The organism is Pseudomonas sp. SO81, from assembly GCF_030374125.1.
In the GTDB taxonomy this organism is placed as follows: domain Bacteria; phylum Pseudomonadota; class Gammaproteobacteria; order Pseudomonadales; family Pseudomonadaceae; genus Aquipseudomonas.
The window spans coordinates 1,635,691-1,653,078 of record NZ_CP126126.1 but is presented as its reverse complement, the minus strand read 5'-3'; the positions used below and the strand labels follow the sequence as shown (position 1 = coordinate 1,653,078).

The 17,388-nt window shown below is 60.0% G+C and carries 10 protein-coding genes, 2 tRNA genes and 3 rRNA genes; 11 read left to right on the top strand and 4 right to left on the bottom strand.

Annotated elements, in window-relative coordinates:
* The first annotated feature begins 83 nt into the window (after nucleotides 1-83).
* The 4 genes from ilvC to msrQ all read left to right on the top strand — a co-directional run bounded on the left by ilvC (nucleotide 84) and on the right by msrQ (nucleotide 3,767).
* Nucleotides 84-1,100 carry a ketol-acid reductoisomerase gene (gene ilvC / locus OH686_RS07970; protein ID WP_137974868.1) on the top strand — a complete coding sequence of 339 codons (1,017 nt, stop codon included), beginning with the start codon at nucleotides 84-86 and terminating at the stop codon, nucleotides 1,098-1,100.
* Between the two features lie 157 nt (nucleotides 1,101-1,257).
* Complete coding sequence (gene pssA, locus OH686_RS07965; RefSeq protein ID WP_137974867.1) at nucleotides 1,258-2,073, top strand: CDP-diacylglycerol--serine O-phosphatidyltransferase; 816 nt, start codon at nucleotides 1,258-1,260, stop codon at nucleotides 2,071-2,073.
* 63 nt (nucleotides 2,074-2,136) lie between these two features.
* Nucleotides 2,137-3,138 (top strand): protein-methionine-sulfoxide reductase catalytic subunit MsrP, encoded by a 1,002-nt coding sequence (gene msrP / locus OH686_RS07960; RefSeq protein WP_289537573.1) that lies wholly within the window; start codon nucleotides 2,137-2,139, stop codon nucleotides 3,136-3,138.
* A complete protein-coding gene (gene msrQ / locus OH686_RS07955) occupies nucleotides 3,138-3,767 on the top strand; it encodes a protein-methionine-sulfoxide reductase heme-binding subunit MsrQ (RefSeq protein WP_289537571.1) in 630 nt (209 codons plus the stop codon). Before msrP ends, msrQ begins: the two co-directional genes overlap by 1 nt.
* Nucleotides 3,768-3,828: 61 nt before the next feature.
* Here the strand turns inward: msrQ and OH686_RS07950 are convergent, their stop codons facing one another.
* Nucleotides 3,829-4,155: a hypothetical protein gene (locus tag OH686_RS07950; RefSeq protein ID WP_289533598.1), complete on the bottom strand. Its 327-nt coding sequence runs from the start codon at nucleotides 4,153-4,155 to the stop codon at nucleotides 3,829-3,831.
* A gap of 149 nt (nucleotides 4,156-4,304) precedes the next feature.
* Between OH686_RS07950 and OH686_RS07945 the strand changes: the two genes are divergently transcribed.
* The 7 genes from OH686_RS07945 (at nucleotide 4,305) to OH686_RS07915 (ending at nucleotide 12,409) form a co-directional block, all read left to right on the top strand.
* A 16S ribosomal RNA gene (locus OH686_RS07945) occupies nucleotides 4,305-5,841 on the top strand.
* A 93-nt stretch (nucleotides 5,842-5,934) separates the two neighbouring features.
* Nucleotides 5,935-6,011 (top strand) — tRNA-Ile (locus tag OH686_RS07940).
* Nucleotides 6,012-6,042: 31 nt separating this feature from the next.
* A tRNA-Ala gene (locus OH686_RS07935) sits at nucleotides 6,043-6,118 on the top strand.
* 231 nt (nucleotides 6,119-6,349) lie between these two features.
* A 23S ribosomal RNA gene (locus OH686_RS07930) occupies nucleotides 6,350-9,241 on the top strand.
* Nucleotides 9,242-9,380: 139 nt separating this feature from the next.
* Nucleotides 9,381-9,496 (top strand): 5S ribosomal RNA (gene rrf / locus OH686_RS07925).
* Together the 16S, 23S and 5S rRNA genes with 2 tRNA genes alongside form the textbook arrangement of a ribosomal RNA operon.
* 223 nt (nucleotides 9,497-9,719) lie before the next feature.
* Nucleotides 9,720-12,023, top strand: a complete 2,304-nt coding sequence (locus tag OH686_RS07920; RefSeq protein ID WP_289537568.1) for a PqiB family protein — start codon at nucleotides 9,720-9,722, stop codon at nucleotides 12,021-12,023.
* Nucleotides 12,024-12,100: 77 nt separating this feature from the next.
* The gene (locus OH686_RS07915; protein WP_192396529.1) at nucleotides 12,101-12,409 is read left to right on the top strand and encodes a PepSY domain-containing protein; all 309 of its coding nucleotides are present in this window, start codon (nucleotides 12,101-12,103) and stop codon (nucleotides 12,407-12,409) included.
* 171 nt (nucleotides 12,410-12,580) lie between these two features.
* Here OH686_RS07915 and mksF read toward each other — a convergent pair whose 3' ends face one another.
* From mksF to mksB, 3 genes are read right to left on the bottom strand one after another with little or no spacing between them, the layout of a single operon-like run.
* Nucleotides 12,581-15,400 carry an Mks condensin complex protein MksF gene (gene mksF / locus OH686_RS07910; protein WP_289537565.1) on the bottom strand — a complete coding sequence of 940 codons (2,820 nt, stop codon included), beginning with the start codon at nucleotides 15,398-15,400 and terminating at the stop codon, nucleotides 12,581-12,583.
* Nucleotides 15,397-16,101, bottom strand: coding sequence for an Mks condensin complex protein MksE (mksE, locus tag OH686_RS07905; protein ID WP_289537562.1), 705 nt, complete (start codon nucleotides 16,099-16,101; stop codon nucleotides 15,397-15,399). Before mksE ends, mksF begins: the two co-directional genes overlap by 4 nt.
* Nucleotides 16,098-17,348, bottom strand: coding sequence for an Mks condensin complex protein MksB (gene mksB / locus OH686_RS07900; RefSeq protein ID WP_137974026.1), 1,251 nt, complete (start codon nucleotides 17,346-17,348; stop codon nucleotides 16,098-16,100). The genes mksE and mksB overlap by 4 nt, the downstream gene beginning before the upstream one ends.
* Nucleotides 17,349-17,388 lie beyond the last annotated feature (40 nt).

Sequence of the window (17,388 nt, the reverse complement as noted above, 5' to 3'; positions counted from 1 at the left end):
TTTACGCAATGGAGAGGATGGCTTAAGGTGCCTCCGTAGCGGTGCTGAGCACCCCCTTCATTCGATCCAGAAGAGCCAAGAACATGAAAGTTTTCTACGACAAAGACTGCGACCTCTCCATCATCCAGGGCAAGAAAGTCGCCGTTATCGGCTACGGCTCTCAGGGCCACGCTCAGGCGTGCAACCTGAAGGACTCCGGTGTTGATGTCACCATTGGTCTGCGCAAGGGCTCCGCTACCGTCGCCAAGGCCGAGGCCCATGGCCTGAAAGTGACCGACGTGGCCACCGCCGTTGCCAATGCCGACCTGGTCATGATCCTGACCCCGGATGAGTTCCAGGGCCGTCTGTACAAGGACGAGATTGAGCCGAACATCAAGAAGGGCGCCACCCTGGCCTTCTCCCACGGCTTCTCCATCCACTACAACCAGGTCGTACCGCGTGCCGACCTCGACGTGATCATGATCGCGCCGAAGGCTCCGGGCCACACCGTGCGTTCCGAGTTCGTCAAAGGCGGCGGCATCCCTGACCTGATCGCCATCTACCAGGACGCTTCCGGCAATGCCAAGAACGTTGCCCTGTCCTACGCCGCTGGCGTGGGTGGCGGCCGTACCGGCATCATCGAAACCACCTTCAAGGACGAGACCGAAACCGACCTGTTCGGCGAGCAGGCCGTTCTCTGCGGCGGTTGCGTCGAGCTGGTCAAGGCCGGTTTCGATACCCTGGTCGAAGCCGGCTATGCGCCGGAAATGGCCTACTTCGAGTGCCTGCACGAGCTGAAGCTGATCGTCGACCTGATGTTCGAAGGCGGCATCGCCAACATGAACTACTCGATCTCCAACAACGCCGAGTACGGCGAGTACGTGACCGGACCGGAAGTCATCAACGCCGAATCCCGTCAGGCCATGCGCAACGCCCTGAAGCGCATCCAGGACGGCGAATACGCCAAGATGTTCATCAGCGAAGGCGCGGCCAACTACCCGTCCATGACCGCCTACCGCCGCAACAATGCCGCTCACGGCATCGAAGTGGTCGGCGAGAAGCTGCGTGCAATGATGCCGTGGATCTCCGCCAACAAGATCGTCGACAAGACCAAGAACTGAGTCTTTCGATGTTCGAAAAAGAACGCGGCTTCGGCCGCGTTTTTTTATGCGCGTAGCGGGCTTCTGGTATAAAGCCCACTCGTTTAGCCGTGCCGCCGGCGAACCTGCGTCGGTGGTATCGGTCGAAGTCTCATCCAATCGCTGCAAGGTATTGTTCATGAACGAACGTCCCGAGGACTCCGGCAAGGCTCCCGAACCGGAGAGCCTGCTGCCCATCGATGAACACGTGGAAGAAGGCCAGGATGCCGAGGGCCGCAAGGTCCGCCACCGTGGCATCTATCTGTTGCCCAACCTGTTCACCACGGCGGCGCTGTTTTCCGGCTTCTACGCCATCGTCAATGGCATGAACGGCCAGTTCGATCACGCCGCCATCGCCATCTTCGTTGCCATGGTGCTCGACGGCCTCGACGGCCGCGTCGCTCGCCTGACCAACACCCAAAGCGCCTTCGGGGCCGAATACGACTCGCTGTCCGACATGGTTGCCTTCGGCGTCGCGCCGGCACTGGTCGCCTTCGAGTGGGCTCTCGGTAGCCTGGGCAAAGTCGGCTGGATGGTCGCCTTCATCTATGTGGCCGGTGCCGCGCTGCGTCTGGCGCGCTTCAATACCATGGTCGGCAAGGCCGACAAGCGCTACTTCATCGGCCTGGCCAGCCCAGCTGCTGCGGCATTGGTGGCCGGTACCGTGTGGGCCTTCAGCGACTTCGGCATCAAGGGCTCGAACATGGCCTTCGTGGTCGCCCTGCTGGTGGCTGCCGCCGGTACGCTGATGGTCAGCAACATCAAATACCACAGCTTCAAGGACCTGGACCTCAAGGGGCGTGTGCCTTTCGTGGCAATCCTGATCGTGGTGCTGGTGTTCGCCGTGGTGTTCAGCGACCCGCCCCGCATCCTGCTGCTGATCTTCCTCGCCTACGCGGCATCCGGTCCTGTGCAATATTTGTTGCAACTGCGTCGGCGCAAAGCGGCCGAGTGATGTAATTTTCTCGCGGCTCCGCAGTCTACTGGCGCATTCGATGTCCAGGCTGTGGAGCCCGCCATGCTGATCAAGACCCCCCTCGCGTCCGCAGAGCGCGAATGCGATATCACTCCCGAAGCCGTTTATCTCTCCCGGCGCCATTTCATGGCCGCTGCTGGCGGAGCCATGGCGTTGGGTGTGTTGCCGGCGCAAGCGGATGCCACTCGATATGCGCATGTCGAGCCCGGTTCCATGCCCGGCTGGTTTGCCGAGAAGCTGACCGCTGTGCGCTGGCAAGCGGTAACGGCGGGTGAAGAGGCGCTGACGCCTTATCCGGATGTCACGCACTACAACAACTTCTACGAGTTCGGCACCAATAAGGGCGATCCGGCGCGCCACGCCGGCAAGCTCGAGGTCGAGCCCTGGTCGGTGATGATCGATGGCGAGGTGGCCAAGCCTGGCCCGGTATCGCTCGAACAGCTGGTCCAGCCGCATCGGCTGGAGGAGCGCATCTATCGCCTGCGCTGCGTCGAAGCCTGGTCCATGGTCATCCCATGGCTGGGCTTCCCACTGGCCGAACTGCTCAAGCGCGCCGAGCCGACCGGCAATGCCAGGTTCGTCCGTTTCGAAACCAAGGTGGCGCCTGAGCAGATGGCGGGTGTGCGCTCCGGATTCTCGCTGATCGACTGGCCCTATGTGGAGGGGCTGCGCATGGATGAGGCCATGCATCCCTTGGCGATCATGGCGGTGGGTCTCTACGGGCGCGTTCTGCCCAATCAAAATGGTGCGCCCCTGCGTCTGGTGGTGCCGTGGAAGTACGGCTTCAAGAGCATCAAGTCCATCGTGCGCATCAGTCTGGTGGCGGAGCAGCCGAAAACTACTTGGGAAAGTCTGGCGCCCGACGAATATGGCTTCTACGCCAATGTGAACCCGGGCGTCGACCATCCGCGTTGGAGCCAGGCGACCGAGCGCCGTCTGCCCAATAGCCTGTTCAGTCCCAATGTCATCGATACCAGGCTGTTCAACGGCTATGACGAAGTGGCTAGCCTTTATGCCGGTCTCGATCTGCGGAAGCATTACTGATGCGTTTCCCGATCTGGCGAGGGTTGGTGTTTCTCGTGGCCTTGTCGTTTCCCGTGTATTGGCTGTACGAGGGACTGCAGCGGCTGACTGGCCCCGATCCCGGCAAGGTGCTGGTGGATAGCCTGGGGCAGGGTGGGCTGATCCTGTTGCTGCTGACGCTGAGCATGACCCCGCTACGCCGGTTGACCGCCTGGGGTGGCTGGTTGGCGGTACGCCGTCAGCTGGGGCTGTGGTGCTTCCTCTATATAGTGCTGCACCTCTGCGGCTATCTACTGTTTATTCTCGGTCTGCGCTTTGATCGTCTGTTGGCGGATATCAGTGAGCGGCCCTACATCATCGTCGGTACGCTGGCGCTACTTGGCCTGCTGCCGCTCGCGCTGACTTCCAATCGGTACAGTCAGCGCCGCCTGGGCGCGCGTTGGCGGCAGCTGCATAAATTGGTGTACCCGATTCTCGGTCTGGCGTTGCTACACATGCTGTGGGTTGTGCGCTCCGATATAGGCGAGTGGGCGGTCTATGCGGCCTGTGGCGGGGCTTTGATGCTCTTGCGTCTGCCGGGTGTGGCGAGCGCTTTGCCGGCCCTTCGCGGGAAGATGACAAAAACTTTACATAAAGGAGTTGACGGTTAGATTTGGTCCCCTATAATGCGCACCACTTCCGGCGCAGTTCTCTCGGAAAACTCCTTGAAATTCAAAGAGTTGGATGAAAAAGAGATTGACCGGATGGCGAATTTGAGTAGAATGCGCCGGGCTGACAAGGTGGTGGTTTGATCTTGTTGGTTGCTTCGATCGGGTAGATCGGAAGCGGTTGAAAGAGGTGGTTGACAGCGGTTTTGAACGCTGTAGAATGCGCCTCCCGCTGACGAGAAGAAGTTCTAATCTGAAGCGCAAGCGGTTGAGAAGAAACGAAAAATTCTTCAAAAACAGCTTGACAGATTGAAAGGCTGCTGTAGAATGCGCGGCCTCGGTTGAGACGAAAGACTTCGCCGAAACGCTCTTTAACAACTGAATCAAGCAATTCGTGTGGGTGCTTGTGATGTAAGACTGATGGTCAACTGATTATCAGCAACGCAAGTAACACTCGTGAATTCGAGAGTTTTAGCTCTTTAAATAGAGCATGCGATTGCTGAGCCAAGTTTAGGGTTTTCTCAAAACCCAAGCAGTATTGAACTGAAGAGTTTGATCATGGCTCAGATTGAACGCTGGCGGCAGGCCTAACACATGCAAGTCGAGCGGATGAGTGGAGCTTGCTCCATGATTCAGCGGCGGACGGGTGAGTAATGCCTAGGAATCTGCCTGGTAGTGGGGGACAACGTTTCGAAAGGAACGCTAATACCGCATACGTCCTACGGGAGAAAGCAGGGGACCTTCGGGCCTTGCGCTATCAGATGAGCCTAGGTCGGATTAGCTAGTAGGTGAGGTAAAGGCTCACCTAGGCGACGATCCGTAACTGGTCTGAGAGGATGATCAGTCACACTGGAACTGAGACACGGTCCAGACTCCTACGGGAGGCAGCAGTGGGGAATATTGGACAATGGGCGAAAGCCTGATCCAGCCATGCCGCGTGTGTGAAGAAGGTCTTCGGATTGTAAAGCACTTTAAGTTGGGAGGAAGGGCAGTAAGTTAATACCTTGCTGTTTTGACGTTACCAACAGAATAAGCACCGGCTAACTTCGTGCCAGCAGCCGCGGTAATACGAAGGGTGCAAGCGTTAATCGGAATTACTGGGCGTAAAGCGCGCGTAGGTGGTTCAGCAAGTTGGAGGTGAAATCCCCGGGCTCAACCTGGGAACTGCCTCCAAAACTACTGAGCTAGAGTACGGTAGAGGGTAGTGGAATTTCCTGTGTAGCGGTGAAATGCGTAGATATAGGAAGGAACACCAGTGGCGAAGGCGACTACCTGGACTGATACTGACACTGAGGTGCGAAAGCGTGGGGAGCAAACAGGATTAGATACCCTGGTAGTCCACGCCGTAAACGATGTCGACTAGCCGTTGGGATCCTTGAGATCTTAGTGGCGCAGCTAACGCATTAAGTCGACCGCCTGGGGAGTACGGCCGCAAGGTTAAAACTCAAATGAATTGACGGGGGCCCGCACAAGCGGTGGAGCATGTGGTTTAATTCGAAGCAACGCGAAGAACCTTACCTGGCCTTGACATGCTGAGAACTTTCCAGAGATGGATTGGTGCCTTCGGGAACTCAGACACAGGTGCTGCATGGCTGTCGTCAGCTCGTGTCGTGAGATGTTGGGTTAAGTCCCGTAACGAGCGCAACCCTTGTCCTTAGTTACCAGCACGTTATGGTGGGCACTCTAAGGAGACTGCCGGTGACAAACCGGAGGAAGGTGGGGATGACGTCAAGTCATCATGGCCCTTACGGCCAGGGCTACACACGTGCTACAATGGTCGGTACAAAGGGTTGCCAAGCCGCGAGGTGGAGCTAATCCCATAAAACCGATCGTAGTCCGGATCGCAGTCTGCAACTCGACTGCGTGAAGTCGGAATCGCTAGTAATCGTGAATCAGAATGTCACGGTGAATACGTTCCCGGGCCTTGTACACACCGCCCGTCACACCATGGGAGTGGGTTGCTCCAGAAGTAGCTAGTCTAACCGCAAGGGGGACGGTTACCACGGAGTGATTCATGACTGGGGTGAAGTCGTAACAAGGTAGCCGTAGGGGAACCTGCGGCTGGATCACCTCCTTAATCGAAGACTTCAGCTTCTTCATAAGCTCCCACACGAATTGCTTGATTCACTTGCGAAAAGCGATTGGGTTTAGACCCGAGAGTTAGACGATTGGGTCTGTAGCTCAGTTGGTTAGAGCGCACCCCTGATAAGGGTGAGGTCGGCAGTTCGAATCTGCCCAGACCCACCAATTGTCAAGGGATGTGGCCAAGTCCGTAGATGGGGCCATAGCTCAGCTGGGAGAGCGCCTGCTTTGCACGCAGGAGGTCAGGAGTTCGATCCTCCTTGGCTCCACCATTAACTCGATAATCGCTGAAAGCTCAGAAATGAACATTGGTAGTTCAATGTTGATTTCTGGTCTTTGCGCCAGAACTGTTCTTTAAAAATTTGGGTATGTGATAGAAGTGACTTGTTGAATGTTTCACTGCATTCAGCAAATCAAGGCAAAATTTGCGAGTTCAAGCGCGAATTTTCGGCGAATGTCGTCTTCACGTTACGAATCTATAACCAGATTGCTTGGGGTTATATGGTCAAGTGAAGAAGCGCATACGGTGGATGCCTTGGCAGTCAGAGGCGATGAAAGACGTGGTAGCCTGCGATAAGCTTCGGGGAGTCGGCAAACAGACTTTGATCCGGAGATCTCTGAATGGGGGAACCCACCTAGGATAACCTAGGTATCTTGTACTGAATTCATAGGTGCAAGAGGCGAACCAGGGGAACTGAAACATCTAAGTACCCTGAGGAAAAGAAATCAACCGAGATTCCCTTAGTAGTGGCGAGCGAACGGGGATTAGCCCTTAAGCTTCTTTGATTTTAGCGGAACGCTCTGGAAAGTGCGGCCATAGTGGGTGATAGCCCTGTACGCGAAAAGGTCTTAGAAGTGAAATCGAGTAGGACGGCGCACGTGAAACGTTGTCTGAATATGGGGGGACCATCCTCCAAGGCTAAATACTACTGACTGACCGATAGTGAACTAGTACCGTGAGGGAAAGGCGAAAAGAACCCCGGAGAGGGGAGTGAAATAGAACCTGAAACCGTATGCGTACAAGCAGTGGGAGCCCACTTTGTTGGGTGACTGCGTACCTTTTGTATAATGGGTCAGCGACTTATATTCAGTGGCGAGCTTAACCGAATAGGGGAGGCGTAGCGAAAGCGAGTCTTAATAGGGCGCTTTAGTCGCTGGGTATAGACCCGAAACCGGGCGATCTATCCATGGGCAGGTTGAAGGTTAGGTAACACTGACTGGAGGACCGAACCGACTACCGTTGAAAAGTTAGCGGATGACCTGTGGATCGGAGTGAAAGGCTAATCAAGCCCGGAGATAGCTGGTTCTCCTCGAAAGCTATTTAGGTAGCGCCTCATGTATCACTCTGGGGGGTAGAGCACTGTTTCGGCTAGGGGGTCATCCCGACTTACCAAACCGATGCAAACTCCGAATACCCAGAAGTGCCGAGCATGGGAGACACACGGCGGGTGCTAACGTCCGTCGTGAAAAGGGAAACAACCCAGACCGTCAGCTAAGGTCCCAAAGTTATGGTTAAGTGGGAAACGATGTGGGAAGGCTTAGACAGCTAGGAGGTTGGCTTAGAAGCAGCCACCCTTTAAAGAAAGCGTAATAGCTCACTAGTCGAGTCGGCCTGCGCGGAAGATGTAACGGGGCTCAAACCATACACCGAAGCTACGGGTATCACGTAAGTGATGCGGTAGAGGAGCGTTCTGTAAGCCTGTGAAGGTGAGTTGAGAAGCTTGCTGGAGGTATCAGAAGTGCGAATGCTGACATGAGTAACGACAATGCGAGTGAAAAACTCGCACGCCGAAAGACCAAGGTTTCCTGCGCAACGTTAATCGACGCAGGGTTAGTCGGCCCCTAAGGCGAGGCAGAAATGCGTAGTCGATGGGAAGCAGGTTAATATTCCTGCACTTCTAGTTACTGCGATGGGGGGACGGAGAAGGCTAGGCCAGCACGGCGTTGGTTGTCCGTGTTTAAGGTGGTAGGCAGAGATCTTAGGCAAATCCGGGATCTTAATGCCGAGAACTGATGACGAACGTCCTTTTGGACGTGAAGTGGTTGATGCCATGCTTCCAGGAAAAGCCTCTAAGCTTCAGGTAACTAGGAACCGTACCCCAAACCGACACAGGTGGTTGGGTAGAGAATACCAAGGCGCTTGAGAGAACTCGGGTGAAGGAACTAGGCAAAATGGCACCGTAACTTCGGGAGAAGGTGCGCCGGTGAGGGTGAAGGACTTGCTCCGTAAGCTCATGCCGGTCGAAGATACCAGGCCGCTGCGACTGTTTATTAAAAACACAGCACTCTGCAAACACGAAAGTGGACGTATAGGGTGTGACGCCTGCCCGGTGCCGGAAGGTTAATTGATGGGGTTAGCGCAAGCGAAGCTCTTGATCGAAGCCCCGGTAAACGGCGGCCGTAACTATAACGGTCCTAAGGTAGCGAAATTCCTTGTCGGGTAAGTTCCGACCTGCACGAATGGCGTAACGATGGCGGCGCTGTCTCCACCCGAGACTCAGTGAAATTGAAATCGCTGTGAAGATGCAGTGTATCCGCGGCTAGACGGAAAGACCCCGTGAACCTTTACTGTAGCTTTGCACTGGACTTTGAGCCTGCTTGTGTAGGATAGGTGGGAGGCTTTGAAGCGTGGACGCCAGTTCGCGTGGAGCCATCCTTGAAATACCACCCTGGCATGCTTGAGGTTCTAACTCTGGTCCGTCATCCGGATCGAGGACAGTGTATGGTGGGCAGTTTGACTGGGGCGGTCTCCTCCCAAAGAGTAACGGAGGAGTACGAAGGTGCGCTCAGACCGGTCGGAAATCGGTCGTAGAGTATAAAGGCAAAAGCGCGCTTGACTGCGAGACAGACACGTCGAGCAGGTACGAAAGTAGGTCTTAGTGATCCGGTGGTTCTGTATGGAAGGGCCATCGCTCAACGGATAAAAGGTACTCCGGGGATAACAGGCTGATACCGCCCAAGAGTTCATATCGACGGCGGTGTTTGGCACCTCGATGTCGGCTCATCACATCCTGGGGCTGAAGCCGGTCCCAAGGGTATGGCTGTTCGCCATTTAAAGTGGTACGCGAGCTGGGTTTAGAACGTCGTGAGACAGTTCGGTCCCTATCTGCCGTGGACGTTTGAGATTTGAGAGGGGCTGACCTTAGTACGAGAGGACCGGGTTGGACGAACCTCTGGTGTTCCGGTTGTCACGCCAGTGGCATTGCCGGGTAGCTATGTTCGGAAAAGATAACCGCTGAAAGCATCTAAGCGGGAAACTTGCCTCAAGATGAGATCTCACTGGAGCCTTGAGCTCCCTAAAGGGCCGTCGAAGACTACGACGTTGATAGGTTGGGTGTGTAAGCGCTGTGAGGCGTTGAGCTAACCAATACTAATTGCCCGTGAGGCTTGACCATATAACACCCAAACAATCTGATGATTGTGGGTTGTATGGTGAAGTCGACAAACGAACCGAAAGTTCGCTAAGAACCGCAACGCCACATATCACATACCCATTAGGGGAAACGACTAAACACCGAGTCCCCAACCGAATTGCTTGACGACCATAGAGCGTTGGAACCACCTGATCCCTTCCCGAACTCAGTAGTGAAACGACGCATCGCCGATGGTAGTGTGGGGTTTCCCCATGTGAGAGTAGGTCATCGTCAAGCTCCTATCCCCAAACCCCCATCCGAGAAATCGGGTGGGGGTTTGGCTTTTGCGCCCAAGAAAAATATTCGGCAACCCGGTCCGAGGCATGCGGTTGACCGCCGCTTGCGTTAGGCTTGCGCCTGCTGTTCGCCCTGTTGTTGAACTAGCGTGATAGCGGGCGCTGACCTTGCTGCTGCCGCAAGGAAGCCTTCGGACCCGCTCTAAGGAATGGAGTTTTCCTGCATGACCGAGCTGAACACCGCGAAGACCCGGCGTACCACCAACTGGTCCGCCATCTGGGTGCTGCCCCTGATCGCTCTGCTGATTGGCGGCTGGCTGGCCTATCGAGCCTACAGCCAGGCTGGTATCGAGATTCAGATCTTCTTCCCCTCGGGCGATGGCATTCAGGTCAACAAGACCGAGGTCATTTACAAGGGCATGTCGATCGGCAAGGTCATCGGCATGGAACTGGACGATCACGGCAAAGAGCGCGGCGTACGCGTCACCGTCGAGATGGACAAGCGCGTAGAGCCGCATCTGCGCAGCAATACGCGCTTCTGGCTGGTCAAGCCCAGCGTCTCGCTGGCTGGTATCACCGGTCTGGAGACACTGGTGTCGGGTAACTACATCACCGCCAGCCCCGGCGATGGCGAGCCGACCCGCAAGTTCGTCGCGCTCGGTGAGCAGCCGCCATTGGCCGACACGGTGCCTGGCCTGCACCTGACCCTCAAGGCCGACCGCCTGGCCTCGATCAATCGCGACAGCCCGGTGTTCTACAAGCAGATCCAGGTCGGCCGGGTGAAGAGCTACAAACTCGCCGAAGATCAGACCACCGTCGAGATTCAGATATTCATCCAGCCCGAATTCAGCAGCCTGGTGCGCAAGCACACGCGTTTCTGGAACGCCAGCGGCGTGACCATCGACGCCGGGTTGTCCGGGGTCAAGGTACGCACCGAGTCGCTGTCGAGCATAGTCGCTGGCGGCATCGCCTTTGCCACCCCGGAACATCGCAAGGACAGCCCACCCACCGACCCGACGATTCCCTTCCGCCTCTACGAGGACTTCGATGCGGCACAGGCCGGCATCAAGGCCACGCTCAAGCTGCAGGACTTCGAGGGCATCGAGTCTGGTCGCACGCCGATCATGTACAAGGGCATCCAGGTCGGTACCGTGAAGGCCATCAAGATCGACGAGGACCTGAGAACCGCCTCCCTCGACATGATGCTGGACCCGCGCGCCGAGGATTACCTGACCGAGGGCGCCGAATTCTGGACGGTCAAGCCTTCAATCTCCCTGGCTGGTATCACCGGCCTGGAAGCACTGGTAAAGGGCAACTACATCGCCATCAAACCGGGCGAGAAGGGCAATCCGCCGCTGCGTGACTTCGTGGCCCGGGCCAAGGCGCCACCATTAGATATCGATGCCCCCGGTCTTCACCTGGTGCTGTTCGCCGACACTCTGGGTTCGCTGGAAGTCGGCAGCCCGATCCTCTTCCGCCAGGTCAAGGTCGGCAGCATCCAGAGCTTCCAGTTCTCCCGTGATCGCAAGCGGGTGGTCCTCGGTGCGCACATCGAGCCGGCTTACGCCAACCTGGTGAACAGCTCCACGCGCTTCTGGAATGCCAGCGGTGTGACGCTCAAGGGCGGTATCTCCTCGGGCATCGAGGTCAAGAGTGAGTCGCTGCAGAGCCTGCTGGCCGGGGGCGTGACCTTCGAGACCCCGGATATGAAGGCGCCGGTCAACCGCAAGATCCAGCGCTTCACGCTGCACGGCGATCGTGACGCCGCGTTGCAGGAAGGCGTGGCGATTCAGATCAAGGTGCCCACTGGTGACGGCCTGAATCCAGGCACCTCGGTGCGCTTCAAGGGCATCGAGGTCGGCAAGGTGGAAAGCGTCGAGTTGACCGATGATCTGCAGGCCGTGCTGCTCAATGCACGCATCACCAAGGCCGTCGGGCGCGTGGCTTCCGTCGGTAGCGAGTTCTGGGTGGTCAAGCCCGAGCTGGGCCTGGTGCGTACCGCCAACCTGGAGACGCTGGTCAGCGGTCAGTACCTCGAAGTGCTGCCGGCGGCCAAGGCCGGCAAGCCGCAGCACTACTTCGAGGTGCGCAAGCAGGCGCCTACCGCCGAGACTCGCGAGGAAGGGCTGCGCCTGATCCTCAGCACGGCGCGCCGGGGCTCGATCAAGCCCGGTGTGGTGGTCAGCTACCGCGAGATACCGGTGGGCAAGGTCACCCATTTCGAACTAGGCCCGACTTCCGATCGTGTGCTTATCCATGTGCTGATCGAGCCTCGCTACGCACCCCTGGTGCGCACCGGCAGTCGCTTCTGGAATGCTAGCGGCATCGGTGTGGATGCCGGCCTGTTCAAGGGCGTGAAGGTGCGTACCGAGTCGCTGGAGGCGCTGCTGGAAGGCGGTATCGCCTTCGCCACACCGGACAACGCGGTGATGGGCGGCCCGGCCAAACCCGGCCAGACCTTCGCCCTCAACGACGAGGTCAACGAGGAGTGGCTGAAGTGGGCGCCGAAGATCGCCCTGGAGAAATAGGCGGATTCAGCTTGGGTTAAGTCGGCCTGGTTATCTTTACTCCCGTCGAAACCAAGCACTCCCGACGGAGACACGAGATGAACAAGCTGACTGCCCTTTTCGCCATCACTGCCCTCGCCACCACCGCCGGCATCGCCCAGGCCCGCGACCTGGGCCCGGACGAAGCGCTCAAGTTGCGTGACGCCGGTACCATCCAGAGCTTCGACAAGCTCAACGCCGCCGCTCTCACCAAGCACCAGGGTGGCCAGGTCACCGAGACCGAGCTGGAGGAGGAATACGGCCGCTACATCTACCAGGTGGAAGTACGCGACGCCCAGGGCGTGAAGTGGGACATGGAGCTGGATGCCACCAACGGCCAGATACTCCAGGACCACCAGGACGACTAAGAAATGGCTGCGCTCGGCCAGCCGTTGTTGGCGCCAGTCTCGAAATACTCACTTACCCTTTGTAAGCTGCGCTTTCTCGACTGGCTCCGCCTAGCCTGACCTTCGCTCGCAAGTTTCTTCCTCCCAAGAAAAAGGGCCGCATGAGCGGCCCTTTTCGTTTGCGCGTAAGGATCAGGCCAGCTCGGCCTGTTCCTCCTGCACCTTGGCCGTCTCGCGGCGCTTGATGTACTTCCAATCCGCCTCGTCGATGTAGATGCCGTTCGGGCCGCTGCCACCTTCCAGGTCGATGGCCACGGTGGCCGACACCTGCGGCTTAACCGACGCCAGGATCGGCACGAAGCCCAGCTGCAGGCTGGTCTCGATCAGTGCCTGCTGGTTGCGCTCGTCGATGTCCGCCGCCTCGTCGAGGTAGTAGGGCAGGCGCACCTTGCCGGCCTGCTCGCGGTCCATCAGGTGCAGCAACAGGTACATGTTGGTCAGCGCCTTGATGGTCATGGTGGTGCCGTTGGACGCCGCGCCGTCGATGTCGGTGTGCATCACCGGCTGACCGCCGACCTTGGTGATCTCGAAGGCCAGTTCGAACAGGTCCTTGAGGCCCAGCTGGTTGTGGTTGGCCGCCACCAGGCGCGCCAGGTACTCCTTGGCCTCCTCGTTCTTGGCGTCCTGATCGCCGCTCTGCTGCAGATCGAACACCGACAGGGTCTCGCCTTCCTCGTACTGGCCGGCGCTGTGGATGATCTGGTCGATATGCTTGAGCGCGTCCTTGTTCGGCGCCAGGACGATGCGGAAGCTCTCCAGGTTGGACACCTGGCGCTTGTTGATCTCGCGGTTGAACAGCGCCAGCTGGTGTTCCAGATTGTCGTAGTCGCTGCGGATATTGCGCAGGGTACGGGCGATATCGGTGACCGCGGCGCGGCGTGCCTTGGCCAGAGTGAGGGCTTCGTCCTGGCGGTGCGCGTAGGCGTTGACCAGCAGGTGCAGGCGACGCTCGACGTCGTCCTCGCTGTCGAACTTGGCCACGCCCTTCAGGCGCACCTGGGCATACAGCGCCTCTATCTGCCCGTCGATGCGCTGCAGCGCCTGCCAGCTGTCCTGGTAGTCGTTGAGCAGCGGCTGCAGGTTGTCCAGCGAGTCGTCGACCGGGTCCATGAACGGCGTGCCGAACGGCAGGTCGGCTGGCAGCAGCTGGCGGCGACGCAGGGCGTCTTCCAGGGTGCGTTGCTTGGCTTCCAGATCGGCCAGTTGGCGGCCGACCAGCTGCAGCTTGGCGGAGAGCTGCTGCACACGCTCGGTGAAGGCATCGGCGGCGCGCTTGAGCTCGTCCTGGGCGGCTTCCAGCTGCTCCAGCTGTTCCAGCTTGCTGGCGTCCTCGGCGGACAGGGTCTGGCAGCGGCGGAAGTCTTCCAGCGCCTTCTGTGCATCCAGCACGGCCTGGTACAGCTGCTCGGCCTGGGCCTTGCTCGCCGCGCGGTCGTTGGCCACCGCCTGCTGGGTCTTCAGTTGCTTGAGCTCGCGCTCCAGGCGGTCGCGCTGGTCGCGCAGGGCGGCGCGGTCGGCCAGGGCCTGCAGGGCCGGCGGCTCGATGTGCGAGAGGTCGATGGACAGGCCGGGCACCTCGAAGTGATCGCCCTTGAAGCGATCCAGCACGGCCTCGACCGCCTTGACCCAGTCATCGCCCTCGGCCTGGATGCCTTTCTCGCCCAGCGGCAGGCTGAACAGCTGGCCGTTGAACAGGCGCATCAGGCGATCCACATCGGCCTGGCTGAACTCCTCGCGCAGGCGCGAGTAGCTGTTGTTGTCGGCGTGGTCGAGCTGCTGCTTGACCGACTTCAGGCGTTTCTCCAGATCGCGCAGACGCTCGTCCAGATCCTCGGCGGAGAACTGCCGCGACTGCGCTAGGGCGCCGGCCAGTTCGTCGTGGGCGTCCTTGGCGGCGAGCAGCTGGGCCTCCAGCACCTTCACATCGTCGACCAGGGCGAAGCGGTTCTTCAGCACCGCCAGCTCGCCCATCCAGCGCTGGATCTCGCTGATCTCGCGCTCCAGGCGCATCAGCTCCTGGGTGCCGCCGCGCTGTTCGTGCTGCAGGCCGTCCTGCTCGGCGCGGTAGTGTTCGTGCTGGGTCAGCAGCTCGTCACGGCGGGCGCCGGCGTAGTCCTGCCAGGTGCCGAGCAGGCTATCCAGCAGCGGCGACAGGCGATGCAGCTTGCCGCGCAGTATTTCGCGCTGGGCCACGCCGGCGGACAGCGCCTCGATCAGCGGGCCGGCGGTGACCAGCGCCTGGTAGTCCTGCTCCATGCGGCGCACGTCGCGGAAGGCCTCTTCGGTGGCGGCGATGTAGTCGACGCTGCCGGAGCGCAGGCTGTGCTCGAAAGCGTCGAGGAACAGCTGCTTGAGCTTGGCCGCGGTGATCTCGCGCATGTGCAGCAGGTTGATGAACAGCGCGCGGAAGGTCTTCAGGCTCTGCTCGCTGGTGGAGCGCAGCGGGATCAGGGTCAGGTCCAGCGGGATCGAGGTGTGCCCGCCGACCAGCAGGCGGCGCAGCTCTTCCGGCTTCAGCTCGTAGGCGACGATGCCGGCCTGGCCGAGGTTGTTGAACAGCTCGCGCTGGCGCAGGCAGGTGCCGTTGCTCTGGTAGTGCTGCAGGTCCAGCTCGCCCTGGTAGGCGAAGAACTGGTGGCCGAAGCCGCCGCCCGGGCCGCGACCGGCCACGCCGATCACGTGGGGGCCGTGGGGCAGGGACACTTCGACGAGGATGTAGCTGGTGTCGCTGGCGAAGTAGAACTTGCGCGACGCTTCCAGGCTGTACTTGCCGAAGCTCATGTCCGACATGCGCGCCAGGATCGGGAACTGCAGGGCGTTGATCGACGCCGATTTACCCAGGTTGTTGGCACCATACACCGACAGCGGGTTTTCCAGCGGGAACAGGCCGAGGCTGTAGCCGGCGGTGTTCAGCAGGGCGAAGCGGCGGATGCCGTAGCGTTCCTGGCTCATGCGTCGATCTCCTGGGCTTCACGTTCTTCGGCCATGGCGCGGGCCAGGGCGTCTTCTTCGCTTTCCTCGATGGCCACGTCGGCGACGGGCTCGATCAGCACGATGTCGTCCTCGCCGTCATCGGCGACCAGTACCGGCGTCGGCAGCGGCAGGGCGCTGTGCAGGCTGGCGGCCAGGTCGCGGTCCTGCTGCACGGCCAGACACACGTCGAGGAAGCGGTGCATCGGCGCGAGGAAGCGGTACACGCCGTTGTCCTCGCTGGCGAAGCCGAGCTGGGTCAGGCGGCGCATGACCTTTTCTTCCAGCTCGTCCTGGGTGGTGACTTCGGCCTGCAGGAACAGGTCCTTGTACTTCTCCAGCAGCGGCGGCAGCTCGTCGCGGCCGAGGCTGCCGCCATCGAGCACTGCCAGCGGGTCGCGGCCTTGGTCCGCTAAATGCTCGACGAGGATGAAGGTGAACAACGCCAGGCGTTGGGCGGTCTTGTTGACCTGGGCGCCCATCTGCTCGGGAACGAAGTAGTAGAAGCCGCGGGTGTCGCAGGTCAGCTCGTAGCCGAGCGATTTGAACAGCGCGCGGTACTGGTCCTGCAGGTTGGACAGCTGGGTGTACAGCTCCGGGTCGCGGCGGCTGATGTGGTAGCCCTTGAACAGCTCGCGGAAAATCGGCGCCAGCTGGGTCAGTTCTTTCAGGTCGATATTCATGCGGTGGTGGTCCCGGCCGGCTTGATCAGGGCGTAGGAGCTCAGGCTGACCTGATGCTCGCGGGTGAGGTAGTCGCGGCGCTCGAGGCGCTCACGCTGGAAGCGGCTGTCGCGGGACAGGCGCGAGAACCAGTAGAGCAATTCGTCGGTGGCGCCGTTGGGCTCCTGGTCCAGCAGCCAGCCCATCAGGTCCGGCAGCGGCAGGGCCTGTTCGCAGCGCTCGATCATCTCGCGGGCGGTGCGTGGCGCGCGTTGCGGTTCGCCCTTGCGCGTGCCGCTGGCCTTGGGGAATTGCGACGGCTTGGGCTCGAAGCGGGCGAGGGCGTAGACGTACGCCTCGACCTGCGAGGCGGTACCGAGGAAGGTGCTCTGTGGCCGGCTGTGCAGCGGCAGCGAGGCCTGCGGCACGGCGTCCAGGCCCTTCTTGCGGATCGCCGCCAGGGCCAGCGCCGCACCACGAGTCACGGCGTTGTGCCGACGCGCTTCCTCGCGCAGCGGCAGCAGCAGCTCGCGGGCTTTGCGCAGGGTCAGCTGGGCGGTGGTCTGCATCTCCAGGATGCGCGCGTGGGTGCGCAGCAGCAGGTCGTCGTCGACCAGCTGGCCGAGGCGCTGCTGTTCGCCGAGCAGCTTGAGCAGCACCTGCTCGACGCGGCGTACGCCCTGCTCGAAGGCACCGTCGGCCGCGACCAGCTGGATCATCGGCTCGACGTATTCGTCCCAGGTCGCCAGTACTTCGGCGTAGCGCTGGCGCAGCGGGATCTGCCGGTCGCTGGTCTTGGCCCGCTCGGCCACGCCGATCAGTGCCTGTTCGTCATTGCCGAGCTTCTTCAGCACATCGCGCACGCGCATATCGAGCAGGCGCAACTGGCGCGCCAGGTCGTTGCCGTCGCGGACTTCGAAGGCGTCCTGGATATAGCCCGCCAGGCGCTCCAGATGGCGCAGGTAGGCTTCGATCTCCAGGCACAGGCCGAGGCGGTGTTCACGCCGCAGGTAGGCGAGGAAGTCGTGGATCTGTGCGTTCAGCTCGAAGCGGTTGGGGCTCTTGGCCACCGGCACCAGGATATCCAGGCGGATCCATTGGTCGAGCAGGGCGGTGATGTCGGCAGGGCTGCCCTCGGGCAGTTGCGCACCGAGCTGGTTGCGCAGCTCGATCAGGCTCAGGGTGCCGGCATCGAAGCGCTCGCACAGCGGTTCGAGCAGCGTCCAGTGCTCGGCGAGGGCGCGCAAGACGCGCTTGGGATCAATCATCGGGGCATCCGTTCGGCAGGCTGCTTCTTATAAAGCGCGG

Coding starts and splice junctions, on each gene's coding strand:
- ilvC (WP_137974868.1), top strand. CDS start 84: ATGAAAGTTTTCTACGACAAAGACTGCGACCTCTCCATCATCCAGGGC.
- pssA (WP_137974867.1), top strand. CDS start 1,258: ATGAACGAACGTCCCGAGGACTCCGGCAAGGCTCCCGAACCGGAGAGC.
- msrP (WP_289537573.1), top strand. CDS start 2,137: ATGCTGATCAAGACCCCCCTCGCGTCCGCAGAGCGCGAATGCGATATC.
- msrQ (WP_289537571.1), top strand. CDS start 3,138: ATGCGTTTCCCGATCTGGCGAGGGTTGGTGTTTCTCGTGGCCTTGTCG.
- OH686_RS07920 (WP_289537568.1), top strand. CDS start 9,720: ATGACCGAGCTGAACACCGCGAAGACCCGGCGTACCACCAACTGGTCC.
- OH686_RS07915 (WP_192396529.1), top strand. CDS start 12,101: ATGAACAAGCTGACTGCCCTTTTCGCCATCACTGCCCTCGCCACCACC.
- mksF (WP_289537565.1), bottom strand. CDS start 15,400: ATGAGCCAGGAACGCTACGGCATCCGCCGCTTCGCCCTGCTGAACACC.
- mksE (WP_289537562.1), bottom strand. CDS start 16,101: ATGAATATCGACCTGAAAGAACTGACCCAGCTGGCGCCGATTTTCCGC.
- mksB (WP_137974026.1), bottom strand. CDS start 17,348: ATGATTGATCCCAAGCGCGTCTTGCGCGCCCTCGCCGAGCACTGGACG.